Raw genomic sequence first — 18,311 nt, 5'->3', positions numbered from 1 at the left:
GATCCAAGAGCGAAACAGCCGATGCCCCACGCGAGCGAACCGAGGTAGGCATGGCATTTCAAACCCGCGGGCGGGATCCGCTTCTGGACAGCAACATGCAGGCAGCCATTGAGAAACGTGGCAAGGAGCTGATCGGGCTCCTTTTGATCGGTATCGGGCTGCTGGTGGCTGCGATGATCGGCAGCTACACGCCGGACGACAGCAACTGGATGGTGTCCACGGATGCCCCGGTGCAGAACTGGCTTGGCCAGACCGGTGCGTCGATTTCTTTCCTGCTGATTACCTTTCTGGGCAAAGGGTCCTGGGCGATTTCGGTGTTCCTCTTTGCCTGGGGCGGGCGGTTCCTGCTGCACAAGGGCGAGGAGCGAATTCTCTGGCCCGCGCTGATGCTGGTGTTCTGGCTGATTGTGGTCGCGCTGCACTATGAGACCCTGGTGCCGGACGCGGAGTGGAGAGCGTTTCACAGCTTTGGCCTCGGGGGCATGATCGGCAATACCGCACTTGGCGGCCTGTTGGCGCTGCTGCCCTTCGGGCTGGCTTTTCTGGTCAAGTTCCTGTCGTTTCTGACCGCCTTGGCGATGGTGGCGCTCGGCGCGTTTGTGTTGGGGTTCACCCGTTCGGAGCTGTCCCGGATCGGGCGGTTCCTGCTGGTGGGGATGATCCTCGCCTATGGTACATTGGCGAGCCTGACGGGGCGTGGCGCCAGCGGTGGTCTGCAGGCGGCGCGCAACTGGCAGGCGAGGCGCGCCGAACGGCGGGCCATGGCGGTTGAGGCAGAGACCGAGGAAGATCCGCTGGTCTACAGCGACCCGTTGCCGGAAAACCATTTTGCACGAACCGAGCCGCAGTTCGGCCTGCATGCGCCTGCGCCAGCACCGGAGCCTGCGCCGCAGGTGGAAGAACGTGGCGGTTTGTTCAGCCGGGCCACCAACTTGATCCGCCGGGCGGAACCGGTGGAAATGCCGGAGCCCGAATTGGTCGACCCGGCACCGGTTGCGCATGTCGATGATGATGTGCCCGGCGACGAACGGATCGCACAGAAAATTGCCAATGCGGTGCGGATCCGTCGCGCCCAGCACGAGCCGCCGCAACCCGATCCAAACCTGCCGTTGACCAAAGGGCGTGGCAAACGGCCCGAGCCGCTGATCTTCAATGCCCCGGCGCAGCAGGCATCTCACGTTGCGGAACCGCCGCTGTCGGCGCATCCGGAAGAGATGGCTACGCCCCCGCAGGCCCCGGTCCCGACCCCGATCCCGCAGGCGCCCGCGCATCCGGTGGCCGAAACGATGGTGGAGCCGCAAGCGCCGGACGTGTTCCTGAGCGATCAGGTCCCGACCGAGGACCTGCCCGAAGCCCCGCCAACAGCCCTGCCAGACGCTCCCGTCTCGACAGTACAGGACGCCACGCCCGACACTGGCGGGGCGGAGCTGCCGCGGGTTCCGATCACACCGCGCGCCGATCCAAAACCGGCGGCGGCCATGGCGCCGATGGACATTCCGGTGGCCGAGCCGCGCAAGGCCGTGGTCGAACAGCCGCAACGCAAGCCGGTGCAGCCCTCGACGCGTGCGAAGGCAGAAGCCCAGCCCACCCTGTTCCAGGACGACAGCAGCGATTTTGAACTGCCGCCCCTGTCCCTGCTGACCAACCCGGCCGCCATCGAGCGGCATCACCTCAGCGACGAGGCGCTGGAAGAAAACGCACGCATGCTGGAATCCGTGCTGGACGACTATGGCGTCAAGGGCGAGATCGTCTCGGTCCGGCCCGGTCCGGTGGTCACCATGTACGAGCTGGAGCCCGCGCCCGGTCTCAAGGCGTCGCGCGTGATCGGTCTGGCGGATGACATCGCACGGTCGATGTCGGCGCTGTCGGCTCGTGTGTCCACGGTTCCCGGCCGCTCGGTGATCGGGATCGAACTGCCCAACGAGAACCGCGAAAAAGTGGTGCTGCGCGAAATCCTCGCCAGCCGGGACTTTGGCGATGGCACCCAGAACCTGCCGCTGGCGCTGGGCAAGGACATCGGCGGCGACAGTATGGTCGCCAACCTCGCCAAGATGCCCCACCTGCTGATCGCGGGGACCACCGGCTCCGGTAAGTCTGTGGCGATCAACACCATGATCCTGTCGCTTCTCTATAAGCTCACGCCCGAGGATTGCCGCCTGATCATGATCGACCCGAAGATGCTGGAATTGTCGGTCTATGATGGCATCCCGCATCTGCTCTCGCCTGTTGTGACGGACCCGAAGAAGGCGGTTGTGGCCCTGAAATGGGTCGTGGGCGAGATGGAAGACCGTTATCGCAAGATGTCCAAGATGGGCGTGCGCAATATCGCGGGTTACAATGGCCGCGTCTCTGAGGCGCTGGCCAAGGGCGAGATGTTCAGCCGCACCGTGCAGACGGGGTTTGACGACGACACCGGCGAGCCCGTGTTCGAGACCGAAGAGTTCGAGCCCAAGAAACTGCCCTATATCGTCGTCATCGTCGACGAGATGGCCGACCTGATGATGGTTGCGGGCAAGGAGATCGAGGCCTGCATCCAGCGTCTGGCGCAGATGGCGCGGGCCTCGGGTATTCACCTCATCATGGCCACGCAGCGCCCCTCCGTGGACGTCATCACCGGCACCATCAAGGCAAACTTCCCGACGCGGATTTCCTTCCAGGTGACCTCCAAGGTCGACAGCCGCACGATCCTGGGCGAGATGGGCGCCGAGCAGCTTCTGGGCATGGGTGACATGCTCTATATGGCGGGTGGCGCCAAGATCACCCGCTGCCACGGCCCGTTTGTGTCGGACGAAGAGGTCGAGGAGGTGGTGAACCACCTGAAACAATTCGGCCCGCCCGATTACGTCGGCGGCGTGGTCGAAGGCCCCGATGACGAGAAGGCCGACAATATCGACGCGGTGCTGGGCCTCAATACAGGCGGCAACACCAATGGCGAGGATGCACTCTACGATCAGGCGGTTGCTATTGTCATCAAGGACCGCAAATGTTCGACCTCCTACATCCAGCGCAAGCTGGGCATTGGCTATAACAAGGCCGCGAGGTTGGTGGAGCAGATGGAGGAAGAAGGCCTCGTTTCGCCCGCAAACCACGTGGGCAAAAGGGAAATCCTCGTTCCCGAGCAATAGGCGACAAAAGGCCGGGCGCTCTGCCCGGCCTCTTCACTTTGGGTCACACGCGCATATCTTCTACATCATGAAACAGTTTGTCTTTGCTCTTGCGCTTGGCGCAACCACGCTGGCCTCCACCGCGGCAACCGCGGCGGAGAAGCTGAGCCTGAATGAAATCTCGGCCTATCTGAACAGCTTTGCCACCGCGCAGGCGGACTTCACGCAGGTGAATGACGACGGCAGCCTGTCCACCGGGCAGCTGTATATCCGCCGTCCGGGCAAGGTGCGCTTCGAGTATGATCCACCGCATTCCGGCCTGGTGCTGGCGGAAGCCGGAACCGTTGCGATCATGGACCCCAAGTCGAACCAGCCGCCGGAGACCTATCCGCTGAGCCGGACGCCGTTGTCGATCATCCTGGCGCGCCGGGTCAATCTCGGGCAGGCCAACATGGTCGTGGGGCACGGGTTTGACGGGGTGTCGACGGTGGTGCGGGCACAGGACCCCAAGAACCCGGAGCACGGCAGCATCGAGCTGATGTTCACCGACAATCCGGTGCAGCTGCGTAAATGGGTGATCCATGGCGGCGCCGGCGAGGAAACCACGGTGATCCTGGGGGATATGCAGACCGGGATGTCGTTTCGGTCCAGCCTGTTCAGCATTTCGCGTCCCAAACGCGACCGCTGAATCGAATTGCGCCCCGCGCGGGCCTATGCGCGGGGCAGGTGTTCTAGCGAAACTTGCGGCAGCCGCTCAACTGGACCTGATAGGCGTTGGAGCGCGCTTCCACCTTGTTGGCCACTCTCAACAGCCAGCTCTTGCTGCGATAGCTGCCGCGGGCATATCCGGTGTGGCCTTCGTGATAGGCCAGATACTGGTTGCGGGCGTCGGTCAGCGGGATGCCGTTGCGCTGGTAGCTGCGCGCCATGTACCAGCCCATGAAATCGGTCGCGTCGTCGATCCGATCCCGCCGGGCAAAGCGGCGGCCGGTGTCGTCCTTGTAGTCGTCCCAGGTCCCGTCGAGCGCCTGGCCATAGCCATAGGCACTGGAGATCCGTCCCATCGGGATGATGCCGAGCACATATTTGTGCGGTGTGCGGGCCTTGCCGTCAAAGCGGCTTTCCTGATGGATCGTCGCCATCTGCACATGCACGGGAACCCCCCACCGGCGCTCTGCGGCGCGGAAGGCGCGAAGATATTTGGGACGCTCGGTGATGATGCTGCAGGCATTGTCCAGATTGCGCGGCGGGGAATTATACCCACCACCACAGGCGGCCAAAGCCAACAGGAGCGCCAGGGCACTTATGATTCTGCTCATTGCCTCTGCCTATTTGGTTTTTTTTGCAGTTTAGCCAATTGCGGGGGCAGAAGAAATCCCTATTGACAGGGCCGGGGGGCTGCCGCCGATCACTAAAAGTTTGTTTGAAACGATCAGGTTGACCGACTGTAAAGACCGCTCTGACAGATTGTTTCTGCAAAACCTCGCCACCGAGGTTGGACAACAGGGGGAAGAAAACGCTAGTACAGTGTGAGAAGAGGGCCGGAAACATGCTGAAAACACGCGCAAAATATAATCTTGGCCAGGTCGTTCGTCACCGCAAGCACCCGTTTCGGGGCGTGGTCTTTGATGTGGATCCGGAGTTTGCAAATACCGAGGAATGGTATGAAGCAATCCCCGAAGAAAGCCGTCCCGCCAAGGAACAGCCCTATTACCACCTGCTCGCTGAAAACGATCAGACCTACTATGTTGCGTATGTCTCAGAGCAGAACCTGATTGCGGACTATTCTGGCGAGCCGGTGAGCCATCCGGATGTCTACGAGATGTTCACCGGCTTTGACGATGGCAACTATCAGCTACAGTATCAACTGAACTAGCGGGTGCGGCGGCGTCCCGATGCCAGGCCCGACCCGGCATCGGTGGCCGATGTCAGTAGCCGAGCGCGCAACCGTCCTTGCGCGGATCGCTTGCGCCTTCCAGCACGCCGTTGTCGTGAAGGCGGATCGCCTGGGCGCCGCCGATCGGTGTGTCCGGAACCTCGACCGTGTGGCCCATCTCTGACAGCTCGGAGCGCACCGCGTCGCGATAGCCGCGTTCGACCTTGAGCACGCCCGCATCCGAGAATGCGCGCGGCGCGTCGATCGCCGCCTGCGGGTCCATGCCAAAATCGCGCAGGTTGGAGACAAACCGCGCATGCCCGTTTGGCTGATACGCGCCCCCCATGACGCCAAACGGCATGGTGACACGCCCCTGTTCTGCCAGCATGGCGGGGATGATGGTGTGCATCGGGCGCTTGCCGCCCGCGAGCTCGTTGGGGTGGCCGGGGTCAAGGCAGAATCCGGCCCCGCGGTTCTGCATCAGGATGCCGAATTTCTCGGACGCGATGCCAGAGCCGAAGCCGTGGAAGAGCGAGTAGATCAGCGAGACGCTCATGCGGTCCTTGTCGACCACGGTGATATAGACCGTATCCTTGTGCACCGCTTCGCTGATGTCCTGCGGGGCCGTCATTGCGCGCTTGGGGTCGATCAATGCGGCAAGGCTGGCGGCTGTCTCCGGCGCCAGCATGTGGTCGAGCCGGGACATGTGATCCGGGTCGGTGATGAACCGGTTGCGCGCATCATAGGCCAGCTTGGCGGCTTCGGCCTCGATATGCGCGCGTTGAGCGCCAAAGGGATCAAGCGCGGCGATGTCAAAATGCTTCAGGATATTAAGCATCAGGATCGCCGTCGCGCCCTGGCCGTTGGGGGGATGCTCCCACAGCTCCACATCCTTGTAGTGACCTGAAATCGGCGCGGCCACGGTAGAGCGTGTCGCGGCAAAATCCTCGACCGTTTGCACGCCGCCCAGCTGGGACAGGGCAGCGACCATATCCTCGGCGACCTCACCGCTGTAAAAGGCATCGCGCCCGTCGCGCGCGATCCGCCGCAGCACCTCGGCCTGGCCCGGGGCGCGAAACATCTCGGCGACCTGTGGGGCGCGTCCGTTCAGAAGATAGCTGTCGCGCGCCGCCCCCTGGAGCGTGCCGGCGTTGTTGCCCCAGTCAAAGGCAACCCGCGGCGCGACCGGGACGCCTTCTTCGGCGTAGTGAATGGCGGGGGCCAGTACCGTGCCGAGGTCAAGTTTTCCTTCGTTTGCAGAGAGATGGCAGAACGCATCGATGGCGCCGGGTATCGTGACCGCGTCGACCGAGTGCAAAGGCACTGTTTGCAGCCCCCGCGCGCGCAGCGCTTCGGCCTGCGCGGCCCGGGCGGCGCGGCCGGATCCGTTCAGGGCCCGGACGGTGTCTTCGCCGGCGCGGGTGTACAGAGCAAAGCAATCGCCGCCGATCCCGGTCATCATCGGTTCACAGATGCCCAGAAGAACCGCCCCGGCGATCGCCGCATCCATCGCGTTGCCGCCGCGTTTCAGAATGTCGATGGCGACCTGTGCCGCCAGCGGGTGCGACGTGGCACAGATGCCGTTCTGCGCAAAGACCGCAGAGCGGCCCGGTTGATGGAAATCACGCATGCGGTTCCTCCTCTTTTTGGCCCCGGGTGGCAGGGTCATTCATCCTATATCGCCGGCGTAAAATCCACGAGATTTCAGGAGCAAGCGCAATGAAAACCGCAAATGCAGCCCTCGGAACTCTGGCTGAGGCGTGCACCGACACACGCGGGGGCTTTGTCCAGTGGGCGATGCGGGCAGAGTCCGACCATGGCAGTGCGCCGGTCGCAACATCTCGTCTGGCGGTGCAGGACCGGAGGAACGCGCAAGGAGGCAGGAGAGCAAAACAAACGCCGGTGGCCAGCACCGGCAAAGACACCCCGGCGCCATGCACTTGGTGGGGGCAGAAACACACAGCGCCGGGGGAAGCTTTGGTTCAGCTACACGTTGATTTGTTGCTTACCTTTCGGGCGCTCGTGGGTCCGGATTGCGGCAGATTTGTGAAGCGGCGGCAGAGTTGTCGGGCATCTGAGCTAAATTCGCGTCACTTTGCTGATCCGCGCGCAGACCGGTGATGCGGCGCGGGGCAACGTCAGTTGGTGAGCTGAATTTCAAAGCACAAGGACAGCTGGTTGTTGTCCATGTTGCGCTGATACTGGATGTCGCTCGTCAATTCGCGGATCAGAAACCAGCCGAATCCTCCTTCGGGCAGATCTTCCAGCGGCGTATCGGTGTTGACGTCGACGGCCCGCCCCTCCGGCAGCTTGGAGGCTGGAAAGGGCGCGCCGGCATCGCGAATCTCGACCCAGAGCCGGTCGGGGTGCAGATTGCACCTGATCAGCACATCGCCGGTGGCGGTTTCTGCATAGGCATGCTCCACCACATTATTTACCGCCTCGGCGAGGGCGATCTGTACCTCGTCGACCCGGGTATTCGGAATACCCATTTCCTTCAGGCGCTCGACCACCGAGACGATCCCCCGACGGGCATCCAGTTCGGTCGCCCTGAAGGAGCAGGCGAAGGAATCAACCATGAAGTTCAGGCTCCACAGGCGGGTTGGGCTGCGTCAATTTTCAACGTGTTCGGGGTCCAGAGCATCCTGGAGCGTATCATAGAGATTAAAGACCGTGTCCATTCGGGTCAGGCGAAAGACCTTGTCCACCATCGGGGTCAGCCCGGCGAGGTCCAGCTTGCGCTCCTTGCCAAGTTGCTTCATCGCGGCGACAATCGCGCCCAGACCACTGGAGTCGATGAAATCGACCCTGGACAGGTCAAGGATCACGCGCTTTGGACCGGCTTCGGTTTCCGTGCGCATGTCTTCCTTGAACTGGATAGCCATGGCCGCATCAATGCGCTGGGCGTTTACGGTAACCACTTGTGCGCCGTCCGCTTCGGTGCTCGTCAGGCTCATTTCATGTTCCTCGGCTCGTCTTACTTGGAACTCACCCTAGACCTTAAATGTTATCATTCAGTATGGATAGTTTAGAAAATTGAAGGAGTCGAAAGAATGGCCAGAATTGCGATCGCAGGCGCGGCCCGGACACCGATGGGCGGTTTCCAAGGGATGTATGAAGGTGTAACCGCAGCCGAGCTGGGCGGCGCGGCGATCAAGGCCGCGTTGCAGCGCGCGGGTGCGACCGCGGTGGATGAGGTGCTGATGGGCTGTGTGCTGCCCGCCGGGCAGGGACAGGCGCCGGCGCGTCAGGCCGGGTTCGCCGCGGGGCTGAGCGAGGAAGTCCCCGCCACCACGCTGAACAAGATGTGTGGCTCCGGCATGAAGGCGGCGATGATGGCGTTCGACCGGCTGGCGCTCGGCGGGGCGGATGTGATGGTCGCCGGCGGCATGGAGAGCATGACCAATGCGCCCTACTTGCTGCCGAAGATGCGCGCGGGCGCCCGGATCGGGCATGGTCAGGTCATCGACCACATGTTCCTCGACGGGCTGGAAGATGCCTATGACAAGGGGCGCCTGATGGGGACCTTTGCGGAGGACTGCGCGGAGTTCTACCAGTTCAGCCGCGAGGAGCAGGATGAGTTTGCGCTGGGGTCGCTGTCCAATGCGCTGGCCGCGCAGGACAGTGGCGCATTTGCCAATGAAATCACCGAAGTGCTTGTGAAAACACGCAAAGGTGAGGTGGTGACCGACTCTGACGAGCAGCCGAAATCGGCGCGTCCCGACAAGATCCCGACGCTGAAACCGGCGTTCCGCGAAAACGGCACCGTGACGGCGGCGAATGCCTCTTCGATCTCGGACGGCGCTGCGGCGCTGGTGCTGGCGTCTGAGGATGCGGCGGCGGCGCGCGGGTTGCAGGTCAAGGCGCATATTCTGGGGCACGCCAGCCACGCCCAGGCGCCGGGATGGTTCACCACCGCGCCGGTTCCTGCCGCGCGCAAGCTGCTGACCCGGATCGGTTGGGATGTGGAAGACGTGGACCTGTGGGAGGTGAACGAAGCCTTTGCGGTGGTTCCCATGGCCTTCATGCGGGAGATGGGCCTGTCGCGTGAGAAGGTGAACGTGAACGGTGGCGCCTGTGCCCTGGGGCATCCGATCGGCGCGTCGGGTGCACGTATTATCGTGACTCTGCTGCACGCGCTTGAGACCCGCGGGTTGCAGCGCGGCGTTGCGGCAATCTGCATTGGCGGCGGTGAGGGCACGGCGATCGCCATCGAGCGGGTCTGACCCCGGGCGACGCGCGCTGTCCCCGAGATGGGACAGAATTGAGGAGGGGTGACCCTCCTCTTCATATTCAGAAAAGGCAAAACTCCAATGCGGGTGAACTATTCCGAGCTGGCCAAGACGGTGGCGGCATTGACCGAGGGCGAAACCGACGCGGTTGCGTTGATGGCGACAGTGGCGTGTGAGCTGCATCATGCCGATGCGCGCTTCGACTGGACGGGATTTTATCGGGTGACCGAACCCGAGGTGCTCAAGATCGGCCCCTATCAGGGCGGTCACGGATGCCTGGTCATTCCGTTCTCGCGCGGAGTCTGCGGGGCGGCCGCACGCACCGGCGAGGTGCAACTGGTCGAGGACGTCGAGGCCTTCCCCGGCCATATCGCCTGCTCCTCCTCCACCCGATCAGAGATCGTGCTGCCGGTGCGCAACGGCAAAGGCGAGGTGATCGCCGTGCTTGATATCGATAGCGACCGGCCCGCGGCCTTCACCGCCGAAGATGCCGAGCATCTCCAGGCGCTGCTTGCGCAGGTCTTTGGCACGCTCTGAGCCTGCGGCCGATCCAACGATCTAAACTGTAGACAACCGGCGCAGCGTGCGCCGGTTTTTTTTGTCCTGACAGTGCCCGTGAAATTTCGCTTTGGAATTTCACGAGAATCGGGCATGGTGAAAATTGAGATGTAAATTTCACAACCCCGCTGGAGGCGCATTTGAACGACCACACGCCCGCTCTCACCACGCTTGGCGCTGATCTGCGCGCGCTGCGGCGGGCGCGGGGGATCACGCTTGCGGATCTTTCGGCCCGCATGGGGCGCTCGGTGGGATGGCTCAGCCAGGTGGAGCGGGATAAGTCGGAGCCGTCGATCTCCGACCTGCGGCAGATTGCAAAATGCCTGGATGTGCCGATGTCGATGCTGTTTGCCCATGCCTCCGCCCCGGTGGCGGAGCAGGGCTATATTGTGCGTGCGGGGGCCCGGCGGCCCATGGGCTCCGGCGAGGAAGGGCTGATCGAGGAACTGCTCTCACCCGATCTGACTGACGACTTCGAGATGGTGCATTCCACCTTTGCCCCGCACGCGCGCATGCAGGCGCCGGCCCATCGCCCGACACAAGAGGTGGCCTATGTGATCTCCGGCCACCTCGATCTGCAGATCGGGACCCGGCATTTCACCGTCGGCCCCGGCGACAGTTTCCGTATCCGCCACGAGCCCTTTCAGTGGTCGAACCCCTATGACGTGCCCTGTGTCGTCATCTGGGTCATCGCGCCGCCGGTGTATTGATGCGACTGGCTGCGGTCCTCCACCCTTTGCCGCGCGCCGCGCGAGGGGCGTTTGTCATCACGCTGGGGGCTGCGCATGAGCTTTGATGCCTGGATCGTCTTTGCCCTGTTCTGGGCCGCTTTTGTCACCACGCCGGGGCCGAATGCGGTCAATTGCATCTCCAACGGCATGAGCCTGGGGTTCGGCAAGGCGATGCTGGGGGTGCTGGGCATCCTGACCCAGGCGACTGCGTTCCTGCTGCTGTCCGCGCTTGGGATCACGGCGTTGATTGCGGCCTCGCCCACCGGGTTTTTCATCGCAAAGCTGGCCGGCGCGGGTTTTCTGATCTTTCAGGGTGTCCGCGGCTGGCGCAATTCGACGAACCCGGTGCCGGTGGCCGAACGTCCGGCGCGGCATGTCTACCTGCATGCGCTGGCGGTGGCGACGATCAACCCCAAGAGCGTCGCGGGCTACCTCGCCGCCTTCTCGCAGTTCGTGCAGCCCGATGTGCCGATCTGGTCGCAGATGGCCGTCTTCGTGCCAACCGCGCTGACGCTGACAACGCTCAGCTACACCGGCTTCACATTGCTGGGCGTCGGCATGGGGCGTGCGGCGCTGGCAGCGGTCTTCAACGTCTGGATCCGCCGCCTGCTGGCGATCTGTTTCATTGTCTATGGCGTCCTTCTGGGCGCCAGCAGCACCCCAAATCTGGAGACAGCATCATGATCAAGGGACACTGCCTGTGCGGCAATATCCAGTTTGAAACCGAGGCGGCCCCACGGGGGCCGTCGATGTGCCACTGCGGCCAATGCCGGCGCCAGTCCGGCGGCATCTGGTCCTCGGCCTATGTGACGGACACGGATCTGACCATCACCGGCGATGTCACCTGGTTTGCCTCCAGCCCCGGTGCCAAGCGCGGGTTCTGCGCCACATGCGGCTCCTTCCTGTTCTGGAAGGCGCTGGAGGAAGACACCACCAGTTTTGCCCTCGGTGCGGTTGCCGCCCCCACTGGGATCACCCTCGAAAAGCACATCTTCGTGGCCGACAAGGGCGACTATTACGAGATCGCCGACGGCCTGCCGCAAAACGCCTGACCTGCCACCCCCTGCAAGAAGGAGCCGACCATGTCTGATTTTCCCACACAGGCCCGCGTCGTCATCATCGGAGGCGGCGTTGTCGGCTGCTCCGCGCTGTATCATCTGGCCAAGAAGGGCTGGACCGACTGCGTTCTTCTGGAAAAGAACGAGCTGACCGCCGGCTCCACCTGGCACGCGGCAGGCAATGTGCCGACGTTTTCGACATCGTGGTCGATCATGAACATGCAGCGCTACTCGACCGAGCTTTATACCCGCCTCGGCGCAGAGGTCGACTATCCGATGAACTACCACCAGACCGGGTCGATCCGGCTGGCGCATTCCAAGGAGCGCATGCAGGAGTTCGAACGCGCCGCCGCCATGGGGCGCTATCAGGGGATGGATATCAAGATCCTGACACCGGAAGAGGTGAAGGCGCTTTATCCCTTTATAGAGACGCATGATCTGGCCGGAGCGCTGTATGATCCCAACGACGGCGACATCGACCCGGCACAGGTGACCCAGGCACTGGCCAAGGGCGCGCGCGACATGGGGCAGCGGATCATCCGATTCTGCCCCGCCACCGGTGTCACCCAGACCGGCGACGGCTGGATCGTGCATACCGACAAGGGCGACATCGCCTGCGACCATGTGGTGAATGCCGCCGGCTATTATGCGCAACGGGTCGGTGAGTGGTTCAAACCCTACGGCGGTCGCACCGTGCCGATGATGGTGATGAGCCACCAGTATCTGCTGACCGAGGAAATCCCCGAGATCGAGGCCCACACCAAGGCCACCGGCAAGAAGCTGCCGCTCTTGCGCGACGTCGATGTCTCCTACTACCTGCGCCAGGAAAAACACGGCTACAACCTCGGCCCCTACGAGCCGAACTGCCGCGCCCATTGGGACACATCGGATGATCCGATGCCGGAGGATTTCTCTTTCCAGCTCTGGTCCGATGACCTTGACCGGATCGAGGATATCGTCACCGACGCAATGGCGCGGGTGCCGCTGATGGCCCGGTCCGGTGTCTCGCGGGTGATCAATGGCCCGATCCCCTACGCCCCCGATGGCCTGCCGCTGCTCGGCCCCATGCCCGGCGTCAAGAATGCCTTCGAGGCCTGCGTCTTTACCTTCGGCATCGCCCAGGGCGGCGGCGCGGGCAAGGTGCTGGCGGAATGGATCGTCGACGGGCAGACCGAATGGGACATGTGGTCCTGCGACCCGCGCCGGTTCACCGACTACACCGATCACGACTATTGCGTGCAAAAGGGCATGGAGGTCTATGGCAACGAATACGCCATGCATTTCCCCCGTCACGAATGGCCCGCCGGGCGCAACAAGAAACGCTCGCCGGTGCATGATCAGGTTCTTGCGCAAGGCGGCCAGATGGGGGTCTACAATGGCTGGGAGCGCGCCAACTGGTTCGCGCAGCCGGGCGATGACACCGCGCCAGAGGCGACCCACACCTGGGAACGCTCCGGTCCCTGGCAGCAACGCATCCGGGAGGAATGCGAGGCGGTGCGCGATCACTGCGGCGTGCTGGATCTGCCGGGGTTTTCGCGGTTTGCGATCTCCGGCGACGGCGCGGCAGAGGCGTTGCGCGGCCTCATCACCGGTGCCCTGCCCAAGGTGGGGCGGATGAACCTTGTCTATGTCGCTGATCCGCGTGGCCGCATCCTGACAGAGATGTCCTGCCTGCGCCACGACGAAGACGCCTTTACCCTGATCACCGCCGCCAGCGCCCAATGGCACGACCGTGATCTCCTGCGCGCGGCCCTGCCGGAGGGGATCCGGCTGGAGGATGTCACCACCACGCGCGACACGCTGATCGTCACCGGGCCAAAATCGCGCGAGATCCTCGGCCCGCTGACGGATGCCGACCTCACGCGCGGATGGCTCAGCCATCAGGCGGCCACCGTGGCCGGACAGCCTGCCCATCTCGTGCGCGTGTCCTTCGCCGGTGAACTCGGCTGGGAGGTGCACGCGCTGAACGACCACATGCCCGTGATCTACGCCGCGATCCGGGAGGCGGGTGCTAAGCCCTTCGGCATGTATGCGCTGAACAGTTTGCGCATCGAAAAGGGCTATCGCGCGTGGAAGGGAGACCTGTCCACCGACTACAGCCTGTTTGAAGGCGGGTTGGACCGGTTTGTGAGGCTCGACAAAGTGCAGGATTTCCCGGGCAAGGCGGCGCTCCTGGCCGAGCAGAAAGAAGGGCCAAAGAAACGCTTTGTGACCCTTCTGGTCGACGCGGCTGAGGCGGACGCGCCCTATATGTCCTGCCTCTGGAAGGGAGACGAGATTGTCGGTGAAACCACGTCGGGCGACTGGGGCTACCGGGTCGGCGCCTCGATCGCGCTGGGCATGGTCCGGGCGGATCTTGCGTCCCCGGGCACCGAACTCGAGGTGGAAATCTACGGCAGCAAACACCGCGCCGTGGTGCAGCCCGATCAACCGCTCTGGGACCCGGACAACCTGCGCCTGCGCGCCTGAACCTTCATCTTCTCTCAAATATCCCGGGGGTCCGGGGGCAGCACCCCCGGCGAACCGCCTGCATGAAAGGAGCCTCCCCATGGCAGATCTTCCCGAACAGGCCCGTGTCGTCATCATCGGCGGTGGCGTCGTGGGCTGTTCCGTCGCCTATCACCTGACCAAACTCGGCTGGAAGGATGTGGTGCTTCTGGAACGCAAGCAGCTCACCTCCGGGACCACCTGGCACGCGGCGGGCCTCATCGCGCAGCTGCGCGCCACCGCGAATATGACCAAGCTGGCGAAATACAGTCAGGAACTCTATGGCGCGCTGGAGGCGGAAACCGGCGTTGCCACCGGGTTCAAGCGCTGCGGTTCGATCACCGTGGCTCTGACCGAGGAGCGCCGCGAAGAAATCTTTCGCCAGGCCGCCATGGCACGCGCCTTCGGGGTGGAGGTCGAGGAGATCTCGCCCCAGGAGGTCAAGGCCCGCTACGATCACCTCAATATCGAGGACGTCACCGCAGGTGTCTGGCTGCCGCGGGACGGGCAGGGGGATCCGGCCAATATCGCGCTGGCGCTGGCAAAGGGGGCACGGCAACAGGGCGCGCTGATCAAGGAACGTGTGAAGGTCAGCGGCATCCGTCGCGACGGGCGTCGTGTCACCGGTGTCGACTGGTGTTCTGATGACGGCGCGGATCAGGGGCACATCGCCTGCGACATGATCGTCAACTGCGCCGGCATGTGGGGCCGAGAGGTGGGGCGCATGGCCGGTGTCAACGTCCCGCTGCATGCCTGCGAACATTTCTATATCGTCACCGAGAACATCCCCGACCTCACCCAACTGCCGGTGCTGCGGGTGCCGGACGAATGCGCCTACTACAAGGAGGACGCGGGCAAGATCCTGCTTGGCGCGTTTGAGCCGAATGCAAAACCCTGGGGCATGGCGGGCATCCCCGACAGTTTCGAATTTGATCAGCTGCCGGAGGATTTCGATCACTTTGAGCCGATCCTGGAGGCCGCGGTGAACCGGATGCCGATGCTGGCCGAGGCCGGGATACATACGTTCTTTAACGGGCCGGAGAGCTTCACCCCGGATGATGCCTATCACCTGGGTCTGGCGCCGGAGATGGACAATGTCTGGGTCGCGGCGGGGTTCAATTCAATCGGTATTCAATCCGCAGGCGGCGCGGGCATGGCGCTGGCGCAGTGGATGGAGGAGGGCGAGAAACCCTTTGACCTCGGCGATGTCGACATCGCGCGTATGCAGCCCTTTCAGGGCAACCGACACTATCTGTTTGAACGCTCCAGAGAAACGCTTGGCCTGCTGTATGCGGATCACTTCCCCTACCGGCAGAAGGCAACGGCACGCGGGGTGCGTCGAACGCCCTTCCATCACCATCTGAAGGATCAGGGCGCCGTCTTCGGCGAACTGGCCGGCTGGGAGCGCGCCAACTGGTTTGCGCAGCCGGACCAGAACAAAGACTATGAATACAGCTGGAAACGCCAGAACTGGTTTGAAAACTCCGCCGCGGAACATCGTGCTGTGCGCGAGAATGTCGGCATGTACGACATGTCCTCCTTCGGCAAGATCCGCGTCGAAGGGCCGGAGGCTGAGGCGTTCCTGAACCACATCGGCGGCGGTGATTATGCCGTGCCGGTGGGCAAGATCGTCTATACCCAGTTCCTCAACCGCAGGGGCGGGATCGAGGCCGACGTGACCGTCACCCGGCTGTCGGAAACAGCCTACCTCGTGGTGACACCGGCGGCCACGCGGCTCGCCGATCAGACCTGGATGGCGCGCCACAAGGGGGACTTCAACGTGGTCATCACCGATGTGACGGCGGGCGAAGGCGTGCTGGCGGTGATGGGACCAAACGCGCGCTCCCTGTTGCAGAAGGTCTCGCCCAATGATTTTTCCAACACCGTGAACCCCTTTGGCACCGCGCAGGAGATCGAGATCGGCATGGGGCTGGCGCGCGTTCACCGCGTCACCTATGTGGGCGAGCTGGGGTGGGAAATCTATGTGCCCACCGACATGGCGGGTCATGTGTTCGAAACCCTGTGGCAGGCCGGGCAGGAGATGGATCTCAAGCTCTGCGGCATGCACATGATGGACAGCTGCCGGATCGAGAAAGGCTTTCGCCATTTCGGCCATGACATCACCTGCGAGGATCATGTGGTGGATGCCGGGCTGGGGTTTGCGGTCAAGCTCGACAAGGGCTGCGACTTCATCGGCCGTGCTGCGGTGGCACAGCGCAAGGAGATCGGCCCTCAAACACGTCTTGTGCAATTCCGCCTCACCGACCCGGAGCCGTTGCTGTTTCACAACGAGCCGATCCTGCGCGATGGCGAGTATGTGGGCTACCTGTCGTCTGGGAACTACGGTCACACCCTCGGCGGCGCCATCGGCCTGGGATATGTCCCTTGCGCGGGGGAAACCGCGGCGCAGGTTCTGGCGTCGACCTACGAGATCGACGTATGCGGCACCCGGGTGCGCGCCGAGGCATCGCTCCGGCCGATGTATGATCCCAAATCGGATCGTGTAAAGATCTGATCGATCTGCTAGCCAGATTGGACCGCAGCGCCCGATGGATCAGCGGCGCTGCGGTTTTCTTTTGTGTATGAAGGCGTTGGCGTGTTTCAGCCGGGCATATGATTCGCAGGACGGGGAGGTCCGGTCATGAGCAGCACAGCGACAAACGAGGACACGCCTCAGGGCCTCGCCTTTGCACTGACAGCCTATTTCATGTGGGGGTTCCTGCCGCTCTACATGAAAATGCTGGCCCATATCCCGCCGACAGAAGTGGTGGCACACAGGGTGATCTGGTCGGTCCCCATCGCCGCCGTTCTGCTGCTGTTGCTGGGGCGGATGAATGACCTCAAGGCTGCGCTGTGCAATCCGCGCGTGCTGGCGATGGGCTGTGTGACAGCGGCGTTCGTCTCGGTGAACTGGGGGATCTACGTCTGGTCCGTCGGCTCCGGCTACGCGCTGGAGGCGGCGCTGGGCTACTACATCAATCCGCTGTTCTCGATCGCGCTGGGCGCCTTGTTGCTGGGCGAGCGGCTGACGCGTGCCCAGATGGTGGCGGTTGGCCTTGCGACGCTTGCGGTGATCATCCTGACCGTGGAAACGGGGCGGCTGCCGCTGGCCGCGCTGGGTCTGACCGTGTCCTGGGGGTTCTACGCGTTCTTCAAGAAGTCCCTGCCCATCGGCCCCAATCAGGGCTTCCTGCTGGAGGTGCTGATCCTCACCATTCCGGCGCTCGGCTATATCGGTTATCTCACCGCCACCGGACAGAGCCATTTTGCCGCCCTGCGCCATGATACGCTGCTGCTGCTGGGCTGCGGCGTGGTCACGGCGGTGCCGCTGATCATTTATGCCAATGGCGCCAAGCTGCTGAAACTCTCGACCATTGCGATCCTGCAATATATTGCCCCGACGATGATTTTTCTGGTCGCCGTCTTTGTCTTCAAAGAGCCCTTTGGCGGTGCGCGCATGGTGGCCTTCCCGCTGATCTGGGCCGCGCTGGTGATCTATTCCACATCGCTGCTGCGCGAGATGCGGCGCAAGGGGCGGAAGGCGCTGACCGAGGCGGCACCGGCACGCGAAGCCTGACGCACGCCATCTCGCGACGACAGCCATCGGTTGTCATCTGTTCGTCTCGTCTTTGCCATTTTGGGGCCTCAAACCCTCGCCAAATCTTCCTCGTACCAGCCACGGGCTGGCGACGATTCAGTTTGATTCTCAGATATTACGAAGGTGACGTTTTGGATTTAGGAGTAGACGTGTCCGCTGTGACGGGCATGACGCAACAGGTGACGCAATCCATGTCCTTGCTTGCGGTTTTTGTTCTGGTTGGTGGGATCGGGCGTCTGGTGTTTGTCGCCTATGGTGACAAGCTCACGGGCGTGAACCCGTTTCGCAACCTGTCCGGCCCCGCCCTGCTGCTGGCCGGCGCGGTGATCATCCTTGGCCCGATGTTCTTTTCGAGCAAGCTCAACCGCATATGGGTTAATATCAAGAGCTACACTGCGGAACCCTTCATCACGCAGCTGCTCGACCGTGATTCCTGCACCATCACGGATACATCCTATTGCGTGGTGATCTTTGAGGGCGAGCGGGAGATCGTGGTCAACTGGTACAACCGCGGTGTCTATCTGTGGGGGGTGTTGAACCCCGAAGGCGGCGCGGTCTGGGATGCGCCACGTCCCCCGCGCAGACCTGAGACGGCGGCGACCTGATCCGGCACGATATCCCAGATGATCGCGGGTGTGGTGCGTGACGGGTCCTGCGGCGGACGCTT

General features: G+C 63.0%; 16 protein-coding genes. 12 read left to right on the top strand and 4 right to left on the bottom strand.

The window, feature by feature from the left end; genetic code table 11:
* Window positions 1-50: 50 nt before the first annotated feature.
* Both ACXAF5_RS18895 and ACXAF5_RS18890 read left to right on the top strand, forming a co-directional pair.
* On the top strand, window positions 51-3,125 hold the full coding sequence (locus tag ACXAF5_RS18895) for a DNA translocase FtsK (protein WP_474947746.1): 3,075 nt from the start codon (window positions 51-53) through the stop codon (window positions 3,123-3,125).
* Window positions 3,126-3,192: 67 nt separating this feature from the next.
* A complete protein-coding gene (locus ACXAF5_RS18890) occupies window positions 3,193-3,792 on the top strand; it encodes a LolA family protein (RefSeq protein ID WP_239368064.1) in 600 nt (199 codons plus the stop codon).
* Between the two features lie 43 nt (window positions 3,793-3,835).
* Here the strand turns inward: ACXAF5_RS18890 and ACXAF5_RS18885 are convergent, their stop codons facing one another.
* Entirely contained in the window at window positions 3,836-4,423 is a 588-nt protein-coding gene (locus ACXAF5_RS18885; RefSeq protein WP_239324557.1) for a transglycosylase SLT domain-containing protein, read from the bottom strand.
* A 230-nt stretch (window positions 4,424-4,653) separates the two neighbouring features.
* Here ACXAF5_RS18885 and hspQ point away from each other — a divergent pair, with 230 nt between their 5' ends.
* Window positions 4,654-4,980, top strand: a complete 327-nt coding sequence (gene hspQ, locus ACXAF5_RS18880; RefSeq protein ID WP_239324556.1) for a heat shock protein HspQ — start codon at window positions 4,654-4,656, stop codon at window positions 4,978-4,980.
* 52 nt (window positions 4,981-5,032) lie between these two features.
* Here hspQ and ACXAF5_RS18875 read toward each other — a convergent pair whose 3' ends face one another.
* The 3 genes from ACXAF5_RS18875 to ACXAF5_RS18865 form a co-directional block, all read right to left on the bottom strand.
* Complete coding sequence (locus ACXAF5_RS18875) at window positions 5,033-6,610, bottom strand: gamma-glutamyltransferase family protein (RefSeq protein WP_474947745.1); 1,578 nt, start codon at window positions 6,608-6,610, stop codon at window positions 5,033-5,035.
* Between the two features lie 508 nt (window positions 6,611-7,118).
* Window positions 7,119-7,559 carry an ATP-binding protein gene (locus tag ACXAF5_RS18870; RefSeq protein ID WP_239324553.1) on the bottom strand — a complete coding sequence of 147 codons (441 nt, stop codon included), beginning with the start codon at window positions 7,557-7,559 and terminating at the stop codon, window positions 7,119-7,121.
* Between the two features lie 33 nt (window positions 7,560-7,592).
* Window positions 7,593-7,937, bottom strand: coding sequence for an STAS domain-containing protein (locus ACXAF5_RS18865; protein WP_239324551.1), 345 nt, complete (start codon window positions 7,935-7,937; stop codon window positions 7,593-7,595).
* Window positions 7,938-8,033: 96 nt separating this feature from the next.
* On the opposite strand from ACXAF5_RS18865, the gene ACXAF5_RS18860 reads away from it, so the two are divergent.
* The 9 genes from ACXAF5_RS18860 (at window position 8,034) to ACXAF5_RS18820 (ending at window position 18,249) form a co-directional block, all read left to right on the top strand.
* Window positions 8,034-9,206, top strand: coding sequence for a thiolase family protein (locus tag ACXAF5_RS18860; RefSeq protein WP_474947744.1), 1,173 nt, complete (start codon window positions 8,034-8,036; stop codon window positions 9,204-9,206).
* A gap of 87 nt (window positions 9,207-9,293) precedes the next feature.
* Complete coding sequence (locus tag ACXAF5_RS18855) at window positions 9,294-9,749, top strand: GAF domain-containing protein (protein WP_474947743.1); 456 nt, start codon at window positions 9,294-9,296, stop codon at window positions 9,747-9,749.
* 161 nt (window positions 9,750-9,910) lie between these two features.
* Window positions 9,911-10,480: a helix-turn-helix domain-containing protein gene (locus tag ACXAF5_RS18850; protein WP_239324545.1), complete on the top strand. Its 570-nt coding sequence runs from the start codon at window positions 9,911-9,913 to the stop codon at window positions 10,478-10,480.
* 75 nt (window positions 10,481-10,555) lie between these two features.
* On the top strand, window positions 10,556-11,185 hold the full coding sequence (locus tag ACXAF5_RS18845) for a LysE family translocator (RefSeq protein ID WP_474947742.1): 630 nt from the start codon (window positions 10,556-10,558) through the stop codon (window positions 11,183-11,185).
* Window positions 11,182-11,553, top strand: coding sequence for a GFA family protein (locus tag ACXAF5_RS18840; RefSeq protein ID WP_474947741.1), 372 nt, complete (start codon window positions 11,182-11,184; stop codon window positions 11,551-11,553). The genes ACXAF5_RS18845 and ACXAF5_RS18840 overlap by 4 nt, the downstream gene beginning before the upstream one ends.
* A 30-nt stretch (window positions 11,554-11,583) precedes the next feature.
* Window positions 11,584-14,028, top strand: a complete 2,445-nt coding sequence (locus tag ACXAF5_RS18835) for a GcvT family protein (protein ID WP_474947740.1) — start codon at window positions 11,584-11,586, stop codon at window positions 14,026-14,028.
* Between the two features lie 79 nt (window positions 14,029-14,107).
* Window positions 14,108-16,561, top strand: a complete 2,454-nt coding sequence (locus tag ACXAF5_RS18830) for a GcvT family protein (protein WP_474947739.1) — start codon at window positions 14,108-14,110, stop codon at window positions 16,559-16,561.
* 126 nt (window positions 16,562-16,687) lie between these two features.
* Complete coding sequence (gene rarD, locus ACXAF5_RS18825) at window positions 16,688-17,623, top strand: EamA family transporter RarD (RefSeq protein WP_474947738.1); 936 nt, start codon at window positions 16,688-16,690, stop codon at window positions 17,621-17,623.
* A gap of 170 nt (window positions 17,624-17,793) precedes the next feature.
* Complete coding sequence (locus ACXAF5_RS18820; protein ID WP_239368082.1) at window positions 17,794-18,249, top strand: hypothetical protein; 456 nt, start codon at window positions 17,794-17,796, stop codon at window positions 18,247-18,249.
* The last annotated feature ends 62 nt before the right edge of the window (window positions 18,250-18,311 follow it).

It is taken from the genome of Epibacterium sp. ABV4_022 (assembly GCF_056159345.1).
The sequence above is the reverse complement of the archived record's forward strand: the minus strand, read 5'-3'. Positions and strand labels throughout refer to the sequence as shown.

Bases quoted from the DNA above. Each gene is read 5' to 3' on its own strand.
- ACXAF5_RS18895 (WP_474947746.1), top strand. From the start codon at position 51: ATGGCATTTCAAACCCGCGGGCGGGATCCGCTTCTGGACAGCAACATG.
- ACXAF5_RS18890 (WP_239368064.1), top strand. From the start codon at position 3,193: ATGAAACAGTTTGTCTTTGCTCTTGCGCTTGGCGCAACCACGCTGGCC.
- ACXAF5_RS18885 (WP_239324557.1), bottom strand. From the start codon at position 4,423: ATGAGCAGAATCATAAGTGCCCTGGCGCTCCTGTTGGCTTTGGCCGCC.
- hspQ (WP_239324556.1), top strand. From the start codon at position 4,654: ATGCTGAAAACACGCGCAAAATATAATCTTGGCCAGGTCGTTCGTCAC.
- ACXAF5_RS18875 (WP_474947745.1), bottom strand. From the start codon at position 6,610: ATGCGTGATTTCCATCAACCGGGCCGCTCTGCGGTCTTTGCGCAGAAC.
- ACXAF5_RS18870 (WP_239324553.1), bottom strand. From the start codon at position 7,559: ATGGTTGATTCCTTCGCCTGCTCCTTCAGGGCGACCGAACTGGATGCC.
- ACXAF5_RS18865 (WP_239324551.1), bottom strand. From the start codon at position 7,937: ATGAGCCTGACGAGCACCGAAGCGGACGGCGCACAAGTGGTTACCGTA.
- ACXAF5_RS18860 (WP_474947744.1), top strand. From the start codon at position 8,034: ATGGCCAGAATTGCGATCGCAGGCGCGGCCCGGACACCGATGGGCGGT.
- ACXAF5_RS18855 (WP_474947743.1), top strand. From the start codon at position 9,294: ATGCGGGTGAACTATTCCGAGCTGGCCAAGACGGTGGCGGCATTGACC.
- ACXAF5_RS18845 (WP_474947742.1), top strand. From the start codon at position 10,556: ATGAGCTTTGATGCCTGGATCGTCTTTGCCCTGTTCTGGGCCGCTTTT.
- ACXAF5_RS18840 (WP_474947741.1), top strand. From the start codon at position 11,182: ATGATCAAGGGACACTGCCTGTGCGGCAATATCCAGTTTGAAACCGAG.
- ACXAF5_RS18835 (WP_474947740.1), top strand. From the start codon at position 11,584: ATGTCTGATTTTCCCACACAGGCCCGCGTCGTCATCATCGGAGGCGGC.
- ACXAF5_RS18830 (WP_474947739.1), top strand. From the start codon at position 14,108: ATGGCAGATCTTCCCGAACAGGCCCGTGTCGTCATCATCGGCGGTGGC.
- rarD (WP_474947738.1), top strand. From the start codon at position 16,688: ATGAGCAGCACAGCGACAAACGAGGACACGCCTCAGGGCCTCGCCTTT.